The sequence below is a fragment of the Paenarthrobacter sp. AMU7 genome (assembly GCF_041200195.1).
In the GTDB taxonomy this organism is placed as follows: domain Bacteria; phylum Actinomycetota; class Actinomycetes; order Actinomycetales; family Micrococcaceae; genus Arthrobacter.
This window is the reverse complement of the sequence record NZ_CP165735.1, coordinates 551,777-570,796: the sequence shown is the minus strand read 5'-3', so window position 1 is coordinate 570,796 and position 19,020 is coordinate 551,777. Positions and strand designations below refer to the sequence as shown.

Below are 19,020 nucleotides of genomic sequence, written 5' to 3'. Positions count from 1 at the left end.
GATGCGCGGAACTCCTGTGCAGGACAAGTGGGCTTGGGTGGCAGGGCCGATAGCTGTGGCTCTGGGACTCGCAGCGCACATGGTGGCGGGCGGCAGCGCTCCTGCCCTACCCGTCCTCCTGGCCTTCGCCGCGTTGTGTGCGCTCGCCGCCCAACTTATTTCCCGTTGGGTGCACGGACCGCTGCTGCTGCTCCTCCTTTCCGGCTTGGCACAGCAGCTGCTGCACTTCGGTTTCGAGGCTTTCGGAGGGTACTTTCCCGGCAGCGGATTACTGGACCACTTGCACGGCGGCCCGGTCTTGGGGGATGTGCCAACCGGGGATGTGCCAACCGGGGCCGCGTCCGGTGGCGGCGACAGACACCTCCTCCTCTACACCCACATGGCAGCTGCGATCCTCACGCTGCTGGTGGCTGCGGGAGTGTCGTTCGCAGTGAGTCGCGCCAAGGCGTCCACAGCTCAACGGGCAGCAACCTTGCGCAACGTTGAGTAGCCCGGCGACTACCTGCGTAGCGCTGCGAAAGCCTGCGACATGAACTTTGATCCGGCCGCCGCCAGGCGCCTAGTGTCGTTGGCACGTGGTGTACCCGAGAGGCCAGGGAGCTGCCTGCAAAGCAGCGCACGCGGGTTCGAATCCCGCCACCACGTCTGAGTGGCCCCGAGACCGGAGCCCCTCCCTGCGTCGCATTTGAGGGCAATGTTCGCTCCAACATTGCCATCAAATGCCACCTCGCGGGAGCATGAGGTGAGGCGCAGGGACTTTGCTGACCGCAACAACACGGCCGCTCCTTTGCGCAGCGGAGGCGCAGCACCATGTCACCCAGCACTGAGCCGGCGGACGGTTTCCTGACCGACTACTACCAGCACGTGGCAGAGGACGATGTCCGCAGCTACACCCCTGAAACGCTGCTGGAACGGGCCCGCTACCATCGGTCTTTGGCTGAGCGGCGTGAGCCCGGGCAGGCCGTGATCGGGGTCCTGCATGAGCCCGACGCCAGCGTGGTTTCGATAGTCAGCGATGACATGCCCTATCTGCTCCCATCAGTCACCGCCGAAATCGCCAGGGACACCGCATCCATCCGGCTCCTCGTCCACCCAACCTTCACCGTCACCCGGGACCCAGCCACCCACCGCCTGACCACCATCCACAGCGCGCCGCAACGTATCGGGCTGCCCACCGGCGTCGAATCTTCAGCTGTCGTCATCAGTCCGCAGCTGGCCACCCCACATGATGGGCACGACGGCGGACCGCTCGCCGAAGCGTGGATGGCAATCGAAATCCCCCGGCTCCCGGACGATGCGGCTGCCGACCGCTTGGTGGGCCGGCTTCGGAGGGTCCTGCTCGACGTGCGGGCGGCCGCCGAGGACCATGCTGCAATCCATGAGGAACTGGCCCGCGAGGTGGAGGCCTTGGATGAGGTGGGAGGCCCGGGTGCTGAAGCCCGGGAGGCCATGGAGGCCCGTGAGCTGCTGCAATGGCTGGGTGAAGGGAACTTCGTGTTCCTCGGATATCGCGGGCGCCGGGGGCTGGGCGTGCTGCGGGATCGGGCGGACCACATGGACCAAATGGACTATATGGACCGGGAAGAGCCACCCGGAGGTTTTCCCTCCGGGAAACCCCGGCTGCTCACCCTCACCAAGTCCACCCAACGCTCCACGGTCCTGCGCCGCGCCTACCTGGACGAAATTACCGTGCAAACAGCCCGGACAACCGAACTGGGTACTGGCGGGCAAAGCACCGCCAGGCACAGCTTTGTGGGGCTCTTCTCCCCCAGTTCCACGTCACATTCAGCCCTGCAGATTCCCGTCATCCGTGACACGGTAAAGGAAGTGATCCGGGCGTTCGGCTATCCGCCCGGCTCGCATCACGGCAAGGAACTTCTGGCTGTGATCGAGGGGTATCCCCGTGATGAGCTGTTCCACATCGACTCCGGGCAACTGGCCGACCATGCCCGCGAGATCCTGCGCCTCCAGGAGCGTCACAGCACCAGGCTTTTCCTCCGGCCGGACTCCTATGGGCGGTTCATGACAGCGCTCGTGTTCCTGCCGCGCCACCGGTACAGCACGGCCGTGCGGCTCAGCATTGAACGTGAACTTCGGGAAGCCTTCGGTTCGGACGCCATCGAATTTGAGCTTCGTTTGGGCGAGTCCGCCATGGCCCGGGTGTTCTTCCGGGTGCTGTTGCCGCAGGCGGCTTCGACTCCCGGCGGGACGCCCGGCGTCGTGGATGCCGCAATCCTGGAGCCTCGGATCATCGCCGCTACCAGGACCTGGGCACAGGGCCTGGCTGAGGCGCTGCAGGCGCGCTATCCCTCGGAAGAGGCGGCGCGGCTCTCCCGTGAGTGGGCCGCCGCGTTCCCGGCAAGTTACAAGGCCGACTTTGAGGTGGAGGACGCTGTTGAGGACATCTCGGCGTTCGAGAGCTTCCCGGCCGCCGACGACGTGGAGCCCGATCCCCTGCTGACCGTTTATACACGGCCCGGCACCGCCGTGCTGACCGAGGACGCCCGGATCCGGCTGTATCTGACCCGCCCCAGGAGCCTCACCCAGATCCTCCCGTTCTTCCACAATCTCGGCTTGAAAGTCCTGGACCAGAGGCCTTTCGACATGCAGCGTGGAGACGGCAGGCAGTTCTTTCTGTACGACCTCGGGCTCAAGTACCCGCGTGGCGTGGATCCCCTGACGACGGGCGGATTGCTGGCGGGCGCGTTCTGCGCCGCCATGCGGGGCGACGCGGAGTCCGACGCCTTCGATGCATTGGTCATCCAAGAGGGCATCGGCTGGCGGAAAGTATCCATTTTGCGCGCTTACGCCAAGTACTTACGGCAGTTGGGAAGCACCAACTCATACGGCTTCATCGCAGACACGCTCTGGTCCAACCCCCGGGCAACACATGCGCTGCTGGAACTCTTCGAAGCGAAGTTCAACCCGGACCGTTACGCACCGGACCTGTTTGATCCTGAGCTCAACAACCGTTCCGGTGTCACGTCCCACGGCGACGTTTTCGAGGAGGGCACCAGCGGGCTAAGTCACCGGACGCAGGCAATCCATACCGCCAGGGCCGCCCTGGCCGAAGCCATCGATGCCATCCCGGTCCTTGACGCCGACCGTCTCCTCCGGACGCTCGCCAGCTTGGTGGAAGCGACCTTGCGCACCAACTTCTACCAGGACAAGCCGTACATCAGCATCAAACTCGATCCCTCCGGCCTCCGGGTGGCCCCACCGCCGCGGCCACAGTTCGAGATTTGGGTTTACTCACCACGGGTTGAAGGGGTCCATTTGCGTTTCGGGCTGATCGCCCGCGGTGGCCTCCGATGGTCGGACAGGCGCGAAGATTTCCGAACCGAAATCCTGGGGTTGGTAAAGGCGCAAACGGTCAAGAATGCCGTGATTGTTCCTACCGGGGCCAAAGGTGGCTTCTTTCCCAAGCGACTCCCCGACCCGGCGGAGGACCGCGCTGCCTGGCTCACGGAGGGCCAGGAAAGCTACCGGACGTTCATCCGCGGGCTGCTGGACGTCACGGACAACCTGGTACCGGATCCCGACGGCGGCAGCAACGGTCGCGTCGTCACGCCACCGCGGGTGGTGCGGCACGACGGCGACGACTACTACCTGGTGGTCGCGGCAGACAAGGGGACGGCTGCCTTCTCCGACATCGCCAATGCCGTTGCGGCGGAGTACGGTTTCTGGCTCGGGGACGCTTTCGCATCGGGCGGTTCGGTGGGCTACGACCACAAGCAGATGGGCATCACCGCCCGGGGTGCATGGGTGTCCGTCCGGCACCACTTCAGTGAGCTCATGATCGATTCCAGGGCCCAAGACTTCACTGTAGTGGGCATCGGCGACATGAGCGGTGACGTTTTCGGCAACGGCATGCTCCTGTCCAACCACATCAAATTGGTCGCCGCCTTCGACCATCGGCACATCTTCCTGGATCCCACGCCGGACCCTGCTGAGTCCTACGCGGAGCGGGAGCGGCTCTTCAGGCTCCCCCGATCCAGCTGGGCCGACTACGATCCCGCCAAGCTGAGCCCGGGAGGCGGTGTTTTCGCGCGGACGGACAAAACCATCATGATCACCGAGGAGGTCAGGCTCGCGCTCGGTTTGGCTGAAGGTGCAGAGGCTACGGGTCAGTTGGCAATGAGCCCGCCCGAACTTCTCAGGGCGATCCTCATGGCGCCGGTGGACCTTGTGTACAACGGCGGCATTGGCACCTACGTCAAGGCGTCCACGGAGTCCCACGCCGACGTCGGGGATAAAGCAAACGACGCCATCCGCGTCGATGCCAACCGGCTCCGCACCCACATCATCGCTGAAGGCGGCAACCTGGGCGTCACGCAACGCGGCAGGATCGAGGCTGCGCTGGCGGGCATCCTGGTGAACACCGATGCGATCGACAATTCGGCGGGCGTGGATTGCTCGGACCACGAGGTGAACATCAAGATCTTCCTGGACCGCATGATTTCGGCAGGCAGGATGACCGCATCGGAACGGACAGCGTTCCTGCAGTCATTGCAGGCGGAAGTAGGCCGGCTGGTGCTCAAAACCAACGATGACCAGAACGTCCTGCTCCTCAATGACAAGCAACTGGCCGTGGAATGGAGCCCCAGCTTCGAAAGGACCATGGACTGGTTGGAATCCGTAACGGATCTGGACAGGGAACTGGAGTCCCTCCCCAGTAACGGTGAACTGCAGGCGCGGGTCCTCACGGGCAAGGGCCTGACCACTCCCGAGCTCGCGGTGCTGGCCGCTTATGCCAAGATCGAGCTCGCCCGGGAGCTCACGGAAGGCGGACTCGCTGATGATCCGTGGTTCTCGCAAACACTGCGCGAGTACTTCCCCAGGCAGGTCGCGGAGCGGTTCGGCGAACATCTATCTACGCATCCGCTCCGCCGGCACATCGTTGCCACCGTGGTAGCCAACGACATGATCAACATGGGCGGAATCGCGTTCGCTTTCAGGGCCATGGAAGAAACCACGGTGTCAGCAGCCGCCGTGGCACGCGGGTTCGTGGTGATGCGTAAGGTCTGGGATCTGGACTCCGTGACCCAGGCAATCGCCCAACTGCCGGCAACTACGCCCAGCGAGCACGGTGCCGCAGTGGCTTTGGACATGCGACGCCTGCTGGACCGGTCGGTGCGCTGGTACGTTACCCATGACTTCCGCGATAAGCCCCTGTCCGATGCTTTGGCCCGGCTGGAGCAACCGATGTCCCTCATGCGGGCCAACTTCACTGGTTTCCTGCACGGCATCAATTTGGCACACTCCCAGAAGCGGCTCGCCCATACCGATGCCGTCGGCCTGCCCCACAGTTTGGGAATCCGCGCATCTGAGCTGCTGGTCAGTTACGGGCTGCTGGACATCTCGGCCATCGCAGAGGAACTCCAGGAGCCGGCAGACGCCGTGGCGGAGGTCTACTTCGCCGTCTTCGAACGGATTTCCGCCATCCCGCTGCTGGAACACATCACCATGCTTCCGCGGGACACCCATTGGGAGTCCCTGGCCCGGGCTGCGCTCAGGGATGACATGTACCTGGTCCTCGCCGACATGACCAAAGCGGTGGTCCGGCATACTCCGCGGTCCAGGGTGGCGGCCGATCCTGTGGAACGGATCGTGGATTGGGAGCACGGAAACATCGAGCAACTGGCGCGGGTCCAAGAGACCATCCGGGAGGCCATCAAGCCAGGTCCGGTGGATATCGCTGCTCTTTCAGTAGCTGTCAAACTCCTCCGCGCCATGGTTCGGACATGAGACCCACGTCACCTGACTGCCAGTCATCTTACATATCTTGGAGCTCACCGCCTATGATTGATGGGTCGCCCTCGCATGCGGCACGTAATAGGAGGCCCCCCAATGACCCCTGCAATGACTGCAGAACGCGAAATTCGCCTGTCCTTTTCGAAGGCAGACGAGATCCACGACGGACTCGACCGCGCCGTGGATGCCTTGATCGAAAACGCAGCAGCAGACGCTGCCTGCGGAATTCTGGTGACGCGCCACGAGCCCGGCACCTACACCGTGGCTCTGGACGAATCCGTTCCCTTCGGCCAGACCCGCGAAGTACTCGCTGCCTGATACCCCAACGTATTCCCGGCAGCGACGCAAAAACCGGGGCCCGTTCCTTTCCGCATCTACTACCCGCGGAAGGGAACGAGCCCCGGTTTCTGTTTAAGCTATGCCCGTCGGAGAGTCACGCCGTCGGATTTCATGAACAGTTCCTTGCCCTCTTCGGTAACGCCGGGGCCCGAATGCTCAAGCCACACCACGTTTCCGCTGCTGGAAATTTCCTCGATCAGACCGGCGGCGATCACGTGGGCGTACTTGACCACTTCCACCCTCTCGCCAACCTTCAGCGTCTTCCAATCGGAAACCGTAGCCGAGTGAGCGTTTCGCCTGGACAGGACTGCTCCGCGTGCCTTCATTGAACTTCTACCCCTTTGTGGATGTTCTCTGTTGTGTATTGAGTTGTGTGAACGGTTGACCGTCAAGCCCACAACACCGTTGTTGTGGACGTGACGTACACCATAAGTTCTACTACATTTGCCACGCCCCGGCGCTTGCGTTGCGAACAAAGACCGGGGCGTGACAAAGATGCCCATCAGATGAGCGTTTTATTCGACGTCAGGCCAAAATCCCGACGGCGGATTCGGCGGCCGCACGGATCGCCCCGGAACCAACCAAACGGTCAGCCGCTTCCAGTTCCGGCGACAGGAACCGGTCTGTGCCCGGCCCCTGGACTACTTCGCGAAGCACCTCAAGCACTGCCGTGCCGGCAGGACCCGGGGTGAGTTCGCCGTCGGACATTTGCGTCCGCATGTCAATGGCGCGGGCGCTCGTGACAAGCTCGACGGCGAGCACGCGCCGAAGGTTCTCCACGGCCTTGCGCAGCTTCCGGGCAGCGTGCCAGCCCATGGACACGTGGTCTTCCTGCATGGCCGAACTCGGGATGGAGTCCACCGATGCGGGCACAGCCAGGCGCTTGTTGTCCGAGACCAGGCCAGCCTGCGTGTACTGGGCGATCATCAGGCCGGAGTCAACTCCGGGATCTCCAGCGAGGAAGGCCGGCAGTCCGTGCGAGCGGGCAGGGTCCAGCATGCGGTCCGTGCGTCGCTCGGCGATGGAGCTGAGGTCCGCCACGGCAATGGCCAGGAAGTCCAGGACATAGGCCACGGGAGCGCCGTGGAAGTTTCCATTGGACGTAACGCGGCCGTCCGGGAGAACCACCGGGTTGTCGATCGCAGCGGCGAGTTCGCGGGAAGCCACAAGTGCGGCGTGGTCCACGGTGTCGCGCACTGCGCCCGCAACCTGAGGGGCACATCGCAGTGAGTAAGCATCCTGCACCTTGGTGTCGTTGATCCGGTGCGAAGCAACGATTGGCGAGTTGGACAGCACACGGAGCATGTTGTCCGCGCTGGCTGCCTGGCCGGGGTGCGGCCTCAGTGCGGCGTGGAGCTCCGGCAGGAACACCTGGTCGGTGCCCAGCAGCGCCTCGACGCTCAGCGCCGCGGTGACGTCCGCCGTCGCGAGCAACAAGCGGATGTCGGCGATGGCCATCAGAAGCATGCCGAGCATGCCTTCGGTGCCGTTGACGAGCGCCAGGCCCTCCTTCTCAGCGAGGGTGACCGGCTCGATGCCGTGCTGCGCGAGCAGCTCAGCAACAGGCGGCTTGCCAGCGGTTCCGTAGAGTTCGCCGTCGGGACCCGTTGCTTCGCCTTCGCCCATGAGGACCAGGGCACAGTGCGACAGCGGTGCGAGGTCGCCGGAGCAGCCCAGCGAACCGAACTCGCGGACCAGCGGGGTGATGCCGGCGTTGAGGACGTCCACCATGGTCTGCAGTACGACGGGACGAACCCCCGTGCGGCCGGAGGCGAGGGTCTTGGCGCGGAGGAACATGATGCCGCGGACCACTTCGCGTTCCACGGCCGGACCCATGCCGGCGGCGTGGCTGCGGATCAGCGATTTCTGCAGCTGGGTGCGGAGGTCGTTGGGGATGTGGCGGTTGGCAAGGGCACCAAAGCCCGTCGAAATCCCGTACGCCGGGACATCGCTGGTAGCGAGATCGTCAATGTGCGCACGGACCTTGGCGACGTTGTCCAGGGCGTCCTGGGAAATGGTCACCTTGGCGTCGTGGCGTGCGACGGCGACCACGTCTTCGGGCGTGACGCCGCTGGAGCTGAGGGTGACGGTCAAGGGTTCGTGGGTAGTAATAGTCACTGTTGCTGCCTACTTCTCGTTCATGGGGATGCGGACGCCGCGTTCGTTGGCGACGTCGATGGCGCGGTCGTAGCCGGCGTCGACGTGGCGGATGACGCCCATACCGGGGTCGTTGGTCAGGAGCCGTTCCAGTTTCTGGGCTGCCAGTTCCGTGCCGTCAGCGACGGAAACCTGGCCAGTGTGGATGGACCGGCCAATACCAACCCCACCACCGTGGTGGATGGACACCCAGGTAGCGCCCGAGGATGCAGCAGTCAGTGCGTTCAGCAACGGCCAGTCCGCGACCGCGTCCGAGCCATCCTTCATCGACTCGGTTTCCCGGTAAGGGGACGCCACGGAACCCGAATCCAGGTGGTCACGGCCGATCACGATCGGAGCCTTGACCTTGCCCTCGGCGACGAGCTGGTTGAAGAGCAGACCAGCCTTATGGCGTTCACCGTACCCAAGCCAGCAAATACGGGCCGGCAGGCCTTCGAATTCAACCCGTTCGGCCGCAGCGTCAATCCACTTGTGGAGGTGCTTGTTCTCCGGGAACAACTCCTTGATGGCCTTGTCCGTCACCGCAATGTCTTCCGGATCGCCCGAGAGCGCAACCCAGCGGAACGGGCCCAAGCCCTCGCAGAACAACGGACGAATGTACGCCGGGACGAAGCCAGGGAATTCAAACGCACGGTCATACCCACCCTTGCGGGCCTCGTCACGGATCGAGTTGCCGTAATCAAAGACCTCAGCTCCGGCGTCCTGGAACTCCACCATCGCCTGGACCTGGCGGGCCATCGACGCCTGGGCCTTCTTGGTGAACCCTTCCGGATCAGCCTCAGCCTCGGTGTGCCACTCGGCCACCGTGATGCCCTCCGGCAGGTAGGACAACGGGTCATGAGCGGAGGTCTGGTCCGTGACCACATCGAACGTGACTTCGCCGGCCTTGTGGCGGCGCAGCAATTCGGGGAAGACTTCCGCGGCGTTGCCCACGTAACCGACGGACCAGCCGCGGCGCTCGTCCTTTGCGGTCTGGACTTTGGCGATCGCAGCATCCAAATCGGTTTCGACCTCGTCCAGGTACCGCTTACCCACACGCCGACGCAGGCGGGACTCGTCCACATCAACAATCAAGCACGCACCATCATTGAGCGTCACCGCCAACGGCTGCGCCCCGCCCATGCCACCACAACCACCAGTCAACGTCAGGGTCCCTGCCAGCGGCCCTTCCGTGGAACCTTCCGCCGCCGGTGCCGGGTGGCGGCCCTCCGCGGCGAGCTTATTTCCGACAGCAGCGAACGTTTCGTACGTGCCCTGCAGGATGCCCTGGGTGCCGATGTAAATCCATGACCCAGCAGTCATCTGCCCATACATCATCAAACCCTCAGCCTCGAGCCGGCGGAACTCAGGCCACGTCGCCCAATCCCCCACCAGGTTCGAGTTCGCCAACAACACCCGCGGCGCCCACTCATTCGTGCGGAAAACACCCACCGGCTTCCCCGACTGCACCAGCAGCGTCTCGTCCTTCTCCATGGTCTCCAGCGTCCGGGTAATCGCATCAAACGCAGCCCAGGAACGCGCTGCACGGCCCGTGCCACCGTAAACCACCAAATCATCAGGACGCTCAGCGACCTCAGGATCCAGATTGTTCATCAACATGCGCAGCGGCGCCTCGGTCTGCCAGGACTTGGCAGTCAACTCCGTACCCCGGGCAGCCTTGACCGGGCGGGCTCCAGTAGTGAAATCGGCGGGTGCCATGGTGGCTCCTTCGTCTTGGAAAGTGTGTGCTGGAAAGATCTTCTGCTTCTACTAAAGCCCCTTTATCAAGCGGCGGGAACGGCTTTTGAAGGGGTGCTGTCCGGGATTACAGACCGTTAACCCCCTCGCATTCCGGCGGCAATGAGCGCATGCTGGACCCATGGCAACGTTCCGCGTTTCGACCCTTGTCGCAGCACCACCCGAACGCGTTTTCGCGACGTGGACGGATCTTGACCGGTACCCTGAGTGGATTGGCGGAGTCACCCGGGCGGGCGATCTGGTTGGTTCGATCGATGTGCCCGGCAGCCGCTACACCCTGTGGTTCGGGCGGATGGCCAGCCCCACCGAAATCCTTGAGGTTGAGCGGCCTTGGCACATCCGCACCCGCTTCGGCAATGCCATCCTGAAGGGCGAGTCAGATGTAACGTTCACTGCCGAGGGCCACGGTACGCGCATCAACCAGGTGTTCGTCACCCGGGGATTTATCGCCGGAATCTTCGGGCGGCTGTTCGCTTTGGGCTCCTACCGCGGCAGCTTCCAGGGTGAACTGGATACTTTCCGAAAACTCGTCGAGCGCGATGCCATGGGGCCGGGCTAGCCCGCAGGGCGGCCGTGGATCCGGACCGACAGTTCGTCTGCCGCCTTCCGGATACGTGAAGCCAACACCGGCCATTGCTCAGCCGGCACTTTGTCCTCCAAGAAGGTAACGGCGACTGCCGCCGTCGGCCAGCCCACGTGGTCCGTCACTGCGGCGGCGATGGAGCCGAATCCCGGCGTAATTTCGCCGTTTTCCGTGGCGTAGCCACGCTGCCGCACTTGATCGAGGTGAGACGACAACGCGGAGTATTTCATGATGGGGAACTCCACCTCGTGCCGCGAAGTGAAGGCGGCGGCGTTTGGATACAGCGCGCGGACCTGCGACTTTGGCAGTGCGGCCAGGATGGCGCGGCCTGACGCAGTGAGGTGGCTGGGCAGGCGGACCCCGACGTCGGTCACCAGGCTGGGGCGGTTCTTGGCGCGTTCCTCCACGATGTAGAGGACGTCGCGGCCATGAAGCACCGCGAGGTGCGCGCTTTCGCCGATCACATCAACCAGTGACGCGAGCATGGGCCGGCCAAGCCGGGACAAAGGCTCCTGGCGTGAGTATGCCGAGCTGAGTTCGAAGGCGCTAATGCCGAGCCCGTATCGCTGCTCTTCGTGGAGGTGCAGGACGAAGCCGTTGGCCTCCATCACACCCAACAGGTGGTAGACACTGGATCGTGGCAAGCCCAGTGCCGTGGCGATGTTTGACGCCGCCATCGGGCCTCGTCGCGAGGCCAGCAGCTTCAGGATCCGCAGGGTATTCTCGGCGGCAGGGACTTTGGAAGTGGCCTTGCCTGGTGCCACTGGCGACGTTGTCATGGTTCCTCACTGCTCAGGGTTCGGGACCAGCGGAACATGCGACTGTCCGGTATCCCGTACTCAAGCGTGCACCCTGGGGGGCTAAGCAGCCAACCCGTCAGGCTTGCCCGGTGTCTGGAGTACCAGACAGTTCCTGCTAGCCCCAGCCATTGGCCGGGGCTAGGGCAGGACCCGGGCTACGGCTTCGGGGCCGGGGCAGTTGCCGTCGCCGGCACTGGACCTTTCCTGCGGAGCAGGAAGGTGATGGCACCGGCAGCAGCGAGGACCAGCGCCGCAATCAGGCCGATCGTCCAACCGCCCAGCCCGGCAGATGAAGCTGCCAAGGGAGCCGCCGCCTCTTGCGACAACGACTCCTCCGACGCCGACTCGCTGGGCCACGTCGCAGCCGGCGGAACATCGACATCTGTGATGTCCGGACGTTCAGCATCAACAGGCTCGCCGTCCGGCGCCTCGCCTGTGACGGGAAGCGCGACGGCGGGAACTGGCGCCTGCGGCCATGGCACCACGGTGGGAGCTGCTCCGAACAGTTCGGAAGAATCAGCCCTTGGTACGTTCAACGGAAGCTTCCCGCGCGCCTGCTCTGCCGCCGCGGCGGTCCTGGCTGCCTCAGCGGCCCTGGCTGCCTCTGCCGCACGGGCTGCTTCGGCGGCTTTCGCTGCCTCTGCTTGGCGAGCCGCTTCGGCGGCCTTCTCAGCGGCGGCCGCTGTACCGGCGTCGAGCGCTGCCCTATCCGCCAACCCGGCGAGTTCGGCAATCATGGCGTCGATCGAGGCAACGTGGGCGGCGGTGGCTTCGTCGCGCTTGGCAGCAGCAAACTGCCCGGCGGCGGCGAACGCCCGAAGGTCAGCCCGGTTGCCCTCCAGCGCCACAGTGGCAGCCGCCCGCCGTTCCGCCCCCTTGTCCAGGGTGGCGTAGGCAAGGATGCGGTTGTCCAGGTCTTGCGCAGCAGCGAAACCATACTCAAGGAAATAGCGGACATCTGCGTGGTTGGCAGAGCCCAAGGCAATATCCGCGGCTTTGTTGACGTGGCTGCCGCCCTGGGCCAGTAGTTGATAGACCCGCTGACGGTCCGCGCCGAACGCAGATACACCGCTTGAGTCCAACCTGACAGCCTCACCGTAGCCCGTGGTGACGAAGTCCTTGATGGCCGAATCCCCGCCCAACAAGGCAGTCGCGGCGGACTTCTTCACTTCAGGCGTGCCGACCAGTGCGAGATCCAGGGTGACCTGCCGGGCCTCCTTGATCAGTGCGTCAAGGTTGGCACCGGGAGCGGTGAGGGTCACCAGAAGTCCGGGCAATTCCTTGGCGGCTTTTGCAAAGGCTTCCTTGAACGGCTTCTCGGAAGCCACGCTTGCGCTGTCCAGGACATTTCGCGGAACAGCCTGGGCACTGAGGAGATCACGATCAACACTCAGACGTGTCGTGTCTGCTTTCCGTGCAGCCGCAGCGGCGCTCCTGGCCTGTTCGACGGCGGTCTTCGCTCGGTCAGCTACTGCTGCGGCCCCGACGGGGTTGGCCTTGATGTCGTCCTTGACCTGCTGGAGCAGCGCAGTCACGGCGGCCGCCTCAGCGTGATGGTCGCCTGCAACGAACTGCCCATAGCGCAGGAAATCAGCCACGATCTCAGAGTCGTCGGTTTCCAGCGCTGCCTTGGCAGCAACAGAAACGGCAGGATTCCCGGAAGCAATGAGGCCATATGCCGATTGGCGGTCTGCCATCTTTGCCTTGTCCCTCCACCCGGTCAGGACGAACTGCTCCACGGCTTTTGCGCCTTCGTCGAGGCTTTTGGACGCTTCCCGTTGAACGTGGACGTTGCCGTAGTGAAGGAAGTAGGTGGCCACGGTCCGGAGTTCACCCCGCCAAGTTCCGGCCCAGCCTTCTGCGAGGAAGGCATCGATCTTGCCCGGATCACCGGTAGCAAGGATCTTCTGAGCGACGGAGCGAACATGCCCGCTCCCCCGCTCCGTCAGCTCGGTGACCAACTGCTTGCGGTCCGCTGCCAGCGGGGCGTCCTGTCCGCCGTCGACGAATGCCTGGACCGCACCTGCGCCGCCCACCAGGGCCGACGCCGCTGCTGCCCGGGCGGCCGGGCCACCCGTCCTCCACAGCTCAAGGACGCCCGCCGTGTCAGTGGCCCGCTGGACATACGGCAAAGGAGCCTGCGATGCGCTGGGAACCTCAAAATCGGGATTGTCGTACGCCTGCGCTGGGGATGCAAAGAGCAAAGACGCGCCAGTCACAACGGCAACAACGGCAGCGGCCCAACGGCGTCGAGTGTGACGAAGTACAGAAATCAAGAGTCCCCCATAAGGATGCGGTGGCAGCGCTGAATTCAAGGGGGCGAGGCTGAAAGCGAGGGATGCCTGACCGTATTGATGAGCTGTCCGCGGTCATCATATCCGAACGGAGACTATGACTTTGACCACCCTCCCAAAACCGCCCCGTCAGTTAAAACCGCCCCGTCAGTTAAAGCAGCCCCGTCCGTTACAGCGGCCCTGTCCGCCAAAGCAGTGTCTGCGATCAAAGACACCAAACCCCCGTGAGTCCGATCACAAGAGGCCCAAAAGTGATCTGCTGGATAGCGATCCCCTCCCAAAGACGAGAAGGTTTTACTATGCAACAAACCAAGCTGGCCGCGGAGAACTCTGTCCTCCAGGCCGCGGGTACGGCGCTCAGCCGAGGCCTGAACGTCCGCCATATCCGCTTCATGGCCCTCGGATCCGCAATCGGCACGGGCCTCTTCTACGGCTCTGCTTCTGCGATTCAGAAAGCCGGCCCGGCCGTCCTGCTGGCCTACATCATTGGCGGCGCGGCCGTGTTCATGGTGATGCGCGCCCTCGGCGAAATGGCCGTCCGACACCCCGTGTCCGGGTCCTTCGGCCAGTACGCGTCGAAGTATCTGGGACCGTTCGCGGGATTCGTGACCGGGTGGACGTACGTGTTCGAGATGGCGATTGTGGCCATCGCCGACGTCACTGCCTTCAGCATCTATATGGGGTTCTGGTTCCCCCGGGTGGACAGATGGATCTGGGTGCTCGCGATCATTCTGTTCCTTGGCGCCATGAACCTGCTCAGCGTGAAGGTGTTCGGCGAACTTGAGTTCTGGTTCTCGCTCATCAAGGTGGTGGCGATCATCGCCATGATCGCCGGCGGTGCAGCGATTGTGGTGTTCGGCTTCCAAACGGGCGACGGCGGCGGTGTGGCACCGGGACTGGGGAACCTTGTGAACCACGGTGGTTTCTTCCCGAACGGCTTCGAGGGGCTCCTGGCCGCGTTCGCCGTGGTGATGTTTGCCTTTGGCGGGATCGAAACCATCGGCATTACCGCGGGCGAAGCCACCAACCCCAAGAAAGTCATCCCGCAGGCCGTTAATACCGTGCCGGTCCGCGTGCTGCTCTTCTACGTGCTGACGTTGGGTGTGCTGATGAGTATCTTCCCGTGGAACGAGATCGGCAGCAGCGGCAGCCCGTTCGTGCAGATTTTCGACGGCCTGGGCATCCCGGCCGCACCGCACATTCTCAACGCCGTAGTCATTACCGCCGCACTCTCCGCTATCAACAGCGACATCTTCGGAGCCGGCCGCATCCTGTTCGGCCTCGCTCAACAGGGTCACGCACCGAAGAGCTTCAGCAAGATCTCGCGGCACGGCGTTCCGTGGATGACCGTGGTGATGATGGGCTGCATCCTGCTGGTTGGCGTGGTGCTGAACGCCGTGATTCCTGAAGACGTCTTTGTGCTCATCGCATCGATCGCCACCTTTGCCACTGTGTGGGTCTGGGTGATGATCCTGGCGTCGCACGTGGCCATGAAGCGGGAAATCAAGCGCAAGGGGCTGCCGGCGTCGGAATTCGGTTCTCCGCTGTGGCCTGCTGCGTCCATCCTGACCATGGCCTTCATGGCGATGGTCATCATCATCCTCGGCGTTTTCGAGGACACCCGGGTAGCCCTGTATGTCGGCGGTACCTGGTTGGTCCTGCTGTTCGTGGCTTACAAACTGTGGGTCCGCGGTGGCGGCCTGCGCCGGGCAGAACTGGTGGACGAAACCGCCTGATTCACTGCGCCCAAACGACAGTTAATGCCAATGTTCGCGCGGAACATTGGCATTAACTGTCGCCCCGCGAGGGGGTCAAGCTCAGATGGCAGCAGCTGCGGAGCGCACGGCCTCGGACAAGGCAGTTGCCGGGCGCCCGATCAGTTTCCGGAGATCACCGGTGGTCACCAAAAGATCGCCACGGCCAATGCCCAGATCGGTATCCGCCAGGATCTGCGCGAAGCCTTCGGGTACCCCTGCGCCCGTCAGGAGATCGGCGTACTGGTCTGCCGGGAGGTCCCGGTATTCGATTGATTTGCCTGATGCAGCGCTGATTTCCGCGGCCAACTCGTCCAAGGTAAAGGCCTCGTCCCCGCCCAATTCGTAGATCTTCCCGGCTTGGTGCTCCGCGACCAGGACCGCGGCTGCGGCCTGCGCATAGTCTGCGCGGGAAGCACCGCTGACCTTGCCGTTTCCGGCGCTGCCGGCAAGCGCTCCCTGGGCAAGCGTTCCCGGCAACTGGTCGGTGTAGTTCTCGATGTACCAGCTGTTGCGAAGGAGGGCGAAGGGGACGCCTGATTCCTTCAGGATGGATTCCGTGGCCTGGTGCTCTGCGGCCAGCTTCATGCGGGTGGTGTCTGCGTTGGCAATGCTGGTGTAGGCCAGAAGTTCCACGCCCTCGGCCTTTGCTGCCTCGATGACCGTGCGGTGCTGCTCTACCCTTTGACCGACGGCGCTTCCCGAAATAAGAAGGACCTTGGTGGCTCCCTTAAGCGCTTGGGCCACCGAAGCGGGGTCGTCGTAGTCCATTGCAGCCGCGCGAACGCCGCGGGCAACAAAGCCGGACAGCTTTTCGATGGAGCGCCCTGTGGCAACAATGCTGTCAGCGGGGACATTGTGCTCAAGGAGGGCCTCTATGACGTGGCGGCCCAGCTGGCCTGTTGCTCCGGTAATGACGATGCTCATGACTGGTTCCTTTCAAGGAAGTTAATGGGTCGGTCATCGATCACAACCACCCCTCCCGCAGATAACTTCCCGAAAGAGAGTACGCACTTTAAGGTAAGGTACTGACATGAAAGTAGGTACCCTCTTGACTCCCCTCCCGGCCGGCGTCGCGGACGGTGTCTTCCCTGCCGGCTGCCCCAGCCGAACGGTGCTGGACCACATCACCAGCAAATGGGGAGTGCTGGTCCTGCTTTCGCTGTCCGAGGGAGATCAGCGATGGAGCGAACTGCGCCGACGCGCTGAAGGCATCAGCGAAAAAATGCTGGCCCAAACCCTGAAAACGCTCGAACGGGACGGACTTGTACGCCGCGATGCACAACCCGTCATCCCGCCGCGCGTGGATTACAGCCTGACTGAACGCGGCCGCGAGCTCACGGCACTGCTTATCCCCCTGGTGACCTGGGCATACGACAATGCCGAGGAAATCATCGGCGGCCAAAGTTAGCCCGGCTGACCAGCGGACGCGGCCTACCGGGCCGACCAGCCGCCGTCCATGGTGTAGCTCGCCCCGGTGACCATGCCGGCGTCGTCGGAGGCCATCCACGCGGCCAGCGACGCAACTTCTTCCACCTCCACCAGGCGCTTCACCGCGGACTCCGTCAGCATCACCTTTGCCAGGACTTCGGCCTCGGGGATGCCGTGGAGACGGGCCTGATCGGCGATCTGTTTCTCCACCAGCGGCGTTCGGACGTACCCGGGGTTGATGCAGTTGGACGTGACACCGCGCTCGCCACCCTCCAAAGCCGTGACCTTGCTGAGTCCCTCCAGGCCGTGCTTGGCGGAGACGTACGCACTCTTGTAGGCCGAGGCCCGGAGCCCATGGACCGACGAAATGTTGATGATCCGCCCGAACCCGTTGGCGTACATGTGCGGGAGTGCGGCCCTGATGAGGAGGAACGGAGCCTCCAGCATCAGGGCCAGGATCCGCCGGAACTCCGCGGGTTCGAACTCCTCGATCGGCGCAACTTTCTGGATTCCGGCGTTGTTGACCAAGATGTCGCAGTCCAGGCTCAAAGCGGCCAGCGCGTCGACGTCCAAGAGATCCACAGTCCAGGCTGTGCCGCCCAGCTCGTCGGCGAGCGCCGCAGCTCCGGAGGCATCGACGTCGGCCACTACTACTTTCGCACCGCGGGCGGCGAGCGCCCGGGCGCAGGCTGCCCCGATTCCGCTCGCGCCACCGGTCACCAGGGCTTTGCGTCCGTTCAAGGAGTTGTCCATCGAATCAGCCTTTCGAGGCGGTAGTGAGTCCGTGGCGGATGGCGTCGGCCTCGTCCACTTCCTGGAGCGCGATGCCCTTGGTCTCCTTCAGTGAAACAACGGCGACGACCGTTACGGCGCAGGCGACCACGAGGTAGATGGCTGTGGGAACCCAGGATCCGGTGTCCTTGAGCCACTGGGTTGCCAGCAGCGGCGCGAGTGAGCCGGCAAAAATCGAGGTGACCTGCGAGCCCAGGGATACACCCGAGTAGCGCATGCGGGTGGGGAAAAGCTCGGACATGATGGCAGGCTGCCCCGCGTACATGAAGGCGTGCAGGCAAAGGCCGATGGTCACGGCGAGGACAATGATCACGGCGTTTTTGGTATCGAACATGGGGAAGGCGAAGAACGGCCAGGTCGCGCCGGCGATCGCGCCCACCAGATACACGGGCTTGCGCCCCCACGAGTCCACCAGGCGTCCCACCTGCGGGATGACCAGGAAGTGGATGACGTGGGCGATCAGGAGTGCCAGCAGGAGCGAGGAAGTGTCGTACTTGTGGACGCTCTTGAGGTAGACGATCGCGAAGCTCACCACCAGGTAGTACATGATGTTCTCTGCGAAGCGGAGGCCCATGGCCTGAAGGATGCCCTTGGGGTACTTGCGGATGACTTCGCCAACACCGTAGCTGATGGCCTTGGACTCCTCCACCTGCGCCTTGGCTTCCAGGAAAATGGGGGCTTCGGTGACGTGGGTGCGGATGTAGTAGCCAACGAACACGATCACGGCGGAGAGCCAGAACGCTACGCGCCAGCCCCAGCCGAGGAAGGCTTCGCTGCTGAGGACCGTGGACATGGTGAACAGGACGGCCGTAGCCAGGAGGTTACCTACCGGGACTGCCGCCTGTGGCCACGATGACCAGAAACCACGCGACTTGTTGGGGCTGTGCTCAGCCACCAGGAGAACAGCACCGCCCCATTCGCCGCCGAGCGCGAAGCCCTGGATGAAGCGGAGTGCCACCAGCATGGCCGGTGCCCAGTAGCCGATTTCCATGAAGCCCGGGAGGCAGCCCATCAGGAACGTGGAGACGCCCACGATCACGATGGTCAGCTGCAGCGTGGGTTTGCGGCCGAGCTTGTCGCCGATCTGGCCGAACACGATGCCACCGAGAGGGCGGGCAACGAATCCGACTGCGTAGGTGATGAACGCCTGGATGATGCCGTCCAGTTCATTGCCGGTGCTCGGGAAGAAGTACTTGCCGAAGACCAGCGTGGCGGCCGTGGCGTACAGGAAGAACTCGTACCACTCCACCACCGTGCCCACCATTGAGGCCGCGACGATCTTCTTGAGTCCGGAGCCTTCGCCGGCGCCCTTCCCTGCTTTTGATGCGGAGCGCTGCTCTACGCTCATATCCATCTCCTCAGTGTCCTCTTTGACCCTT

General features: G+C 63.6%; 14 protein-coding genes and 1 tRNA gene. 7 read left to right on the top strand and 8 right to left on the bottom strand.

Going from position 1 to position 19,020, the window contains the following annotated elements; translation table 11 throughout:
* Window position 1 precedes the first annotated feature (1 nt).
* From ABQM86_RS02805 to ABQM86_RS02790, 4 genes are all read left to right on the top strand, one after another.
* Window positions 2-490, top strand: a complete 489-nt coding sequence (locus ABQM86_RS02805; RefSeq protein ID WP_242703496.1) for a hypothetical protein — start codon at window positions 2-4, stop codon at window positions 488-490.
* Between the two features lie 84 nt (window positions 491-574).
* A tRNA-Cys gene (locus tag ABQM86_RS02800) sits at window positions 575-645 on the top strand.
* Between the two features lie 165 nt (window positions 646-810).
* Window positions 811-5,748 carry an NAD-glutamate dehydrogenase gene (locus tag ABQM86_RS02795; RefSeq protein ID WP_369745881.1) on the top strand — a complete coding sequence of 1,646 codons (4,938 nt, stop codon included), beginning with the start codon at window positions 811-813 and terminating at the stop codon, window positions 5,746-5,748.
* A gap of 102 nt (window positions 5,749-5,850) precedes the next feature.
* On the top strand, window positions 5,851-6,072 hold the full coding sequence (locus ABQM86_RS02790; protein ID WP_089593406.1) for a hypothetical protein: 222 nt from the start codon (window positions 5,851-5,853) through the stop codon (window positions 6,070-6,072).
* Between the two features lie 98 nt (window positions 6,073-6,170).
* Here ABQM86_RS02790 and ABQM86_RS02785 read toward each other — a convergent pair whose 3' ends face one another.
* The 3 genes from ABQM86_RS02785 to ABQM86_RS02775 all read right to left on the bottom strand — a co-directional run bounded on the left by ABQM86_RS02785 (window position 6,171) and on the right by ABQM86_RS02775 (window position 9,948).
* Window positions 6,171-6,419: a hypothetical protein gene (locus ABQM86_RS02785; RefSeq protein WP_207596005.1), complete on the bottom strand. Its 249-nt coding sequence runs from the start codon at window positions 6,417-6,419 to the stop codon at window positions 6,171-6,173.
* 199 nt (window positions 6,420-6,618) lie between these two features.
* A complete protein-coding gene (gene hutH, locus ABQM86_RS02780) occupies window positions 6,619-8,211 on the bottom strand; it encodes a histidine ammonia-lyase (protein WP_369745880.1) in 1,593 nt (530 codons plus the stop codon).
* Window positions 8,212-8,220: 9 nt separating this feature from the next.
* On the bottom strand, window positions 8,221-9,948 hold the full coding sequence (locus ABQM86_RS02775) for a urocanate hydratase (protein WP_369745879.1): 1,728 nt from the start codon (window positions 9,946-9,948) through the stop codon (window positions 8,221-8,223).
* A gap of 160 nt (window positions 9,949-10,108) precedes the next feature.
* Between ABQM86_RS02775 and ABQM86_RS02770 the strand changes: the two genes are divergently transcribed.
* On the top strand, window positions 10,109-10,546 hold the full coding sequence (locus tag ABQM86_RS02770) for an SRPBCC domain-containing protein (protein ID WP_207596002.1): 438 nt from the start codon (window positions 10,109-10,111) through the stop codon (window positions 10,544-10,546).
* Here ABQM86_RS02770 and ABQM86_RS02765 read toward each other — a convergent pair.
* Both ABQM86_RS02765 and ABQM86_RS02760 read right to left on the bottom strand, forming a co-directional pair.
* Window positions 10,543-11,349 carry an IclR family transcriptional regulator gene (locus tag ABQM86_RS02765; protein ID WP_207596001.1) on the bottom strand — a complete coding sequence of 269 codons (807 nt, stop codon included), beginning with the start codon at window positions 11,347-11,349 and terminating at the stop codon, window positions 10,543-10,545. The two genes, ABQM86_RS02770 and ABQM86_RS02765, sit on opposite strands and share 4 nt — an antisense overlap.
* A gap of 176 nt (window positions 11,350-11,525) precedes the next feature.
* On the bottom strand, window positions 11,526-13,646 hold the full coding sequence (locus ABQM86_RS02760) for an ALF repeat-containing protein (RefSeq protein ID WP_369745878.1): 2,121 nt from the start codon (window positions 13,644-13,646) through the stop codon (window positions 11,526-11,528).
* A 317-nt stretch (window positions 13,647-13,963) separates the two neighbouring features.
* Between ABQM86_RS02760 and ABQM86_RS02755 the strand changes: the two genes are divergently transcribed.
* On the top strand, window positions 13,964-15,400 hold the full coding sequence (locus ABQM86_RS02755; RefSeq protein ID WP_369745877.1) for an amino acid permease: 1,437 nt from the start codon (window positions 13,964-13,966) through the stop codon (window positions 15,398-15,400).
* A gap of 81 nt (window positions 15,401-15,481) precedes the next feature.
* Here the strand turns inward: ABQM86_RS02755 and ABQM86_RS02750 are convergent, their stop codons facing one another.
* Window positions 15,482-16,345, bottom strand: a complete 864-nt coding sequence (locus ABQM86_RS02750) for an SDR family oxidoreductase (RefSeq protein ID WP_369745876.1) — start codon at window positions 16,343-16,345, stop codon at window positions 15,482-15,484.
* A 106-nt stretch (window positions 16,346-16,451) separates the two neighbouring features.
* On the opposite strand from ABQM86_RS02750, the gene ABQM86_RS02745 reads away from it, so the two are divergent.
* On the top strand, window positions 16,452-16,829 hold the full coding sequence (locus ABQM86_RS02745) for a winged helix-turn-helix transcriptional regulator (protein ID WP_369745875.1): 378 nt from the start codon (window positions 16,452-16,454) through the stop codon (window positions 16,827-16,829).
* Window positions 16,830-16,852: 23 nt separating this feature from the next.
* On the opposite strand, the gene ABQM86_RS02740 is transcribed toward ABQM86_RS02745, so the two are convergent.
* On the bottom strand, window positions 16,853-17,602 hold the full coding sequence (locus ABQM86_RS02740; RefSeq protein WP_017200737.1) for a 3-hydroxybutyrate dehydrogenase: 750 nt from the start codon (window positions 17,600-17,602) through the stop codon (window positions 16,853-16,855).
* Between the two features lie 4 nt (window positions 17,603-17,606).
* Entirely contained in the window at window positions 17,607-18,989 is a 1,383-nt protein-coding gene (locus ABQM86_RS02735) for an MFS transporter (protein ID WP_207595996.1), read from the bottom strand.
* Window positions 18,990-19,020 lie beyond the last annotated feature (31 nt).

Coding starts and splice junctions, on each gene's coding strand:
- ABQM86_RS02805 (WP_242703496.1), top strand. CDS start 2: ATGCGCGGAACTCCTGTGCAGGACAAGTGGGCTTGGGTGGCAGGGCCG.
- ABQM86_RS02755 (WP_369745877.1), top strand. CDS start 13,964: ATGCAACAAACCAAGCTGGCCGCGGAGAACTCTGTCCTCCAGGCCGCG.
- ABQM86_RS02770 (WP_207596002.1), top strand. CDS start 10,109: ATGGCAACGTTCCGCGTTTCGACCCTTGTCGCAGCACCACCCGAACGC.
- ABQM86_RS02735 (WP_207595996.1), bottom strand. CDS start 18,989: ATGAGCGTAGAGCAGCGCTCCGCATCAAAAGCAGGGAAGGGCGCCGGC.
- ABQM86_RS02765 (WP_207596001.1), bottom strand. CDS start 11,349: ATGACAACGTCGCCAGTGGCACCAGGCAAGGCCACTTCCAAAGTCCCT.
- ABQM86_RS02795 (WP_369745881.1), top strand. CDS start 811: ATGTCACCCAGCACTGAGCCGGCGGACGGTTTCCTGACCGACTACTAC.
- ABQM86_RS02785 (WP_207596005.1), bottom strand. CDS start 6,419: ATGAAGGCACGCGGAGCAGTCCTGTCCAGGCGAAACGCTCACTCGGCT.
- ABQM86_RS02745 (WP_369745875.1), top strand. CDS start 16,452: ATGAAAGTAGGTACCCTCTTGACTCCCCTCCCGGCCGGCGTCGCGGAC.
- ABQM86_RS02775 (WP_369745879.1), bottom strand. CDS start 9,948: ATGGCACCCGCCGATTTCACTACTGGAGCCCGCCCGGTCAAGGCTGCC.
- ABQM86_RS02750 (WP_369745876.1), bottom strand. CDS start 16,345: ATGAGCATCGTCATTACCGGAGCAACAGGCCAGCTGGGCCGCCACGTC.
- ABQM86_RS02790 (WP_089593406.1), top strand. CDS start 5,851: ATGACCCCTGCAATGACTGCAGAACGCGAAATTCGCCTGTCCTTTTCG.
- ABQM86_RS02740 (WP_017200737.1), bottom strand. CDS start 17,602: ATGGACAACTCCTTGAACGGACGCAAAGCCCTGGTGACCGGTGGCGCG.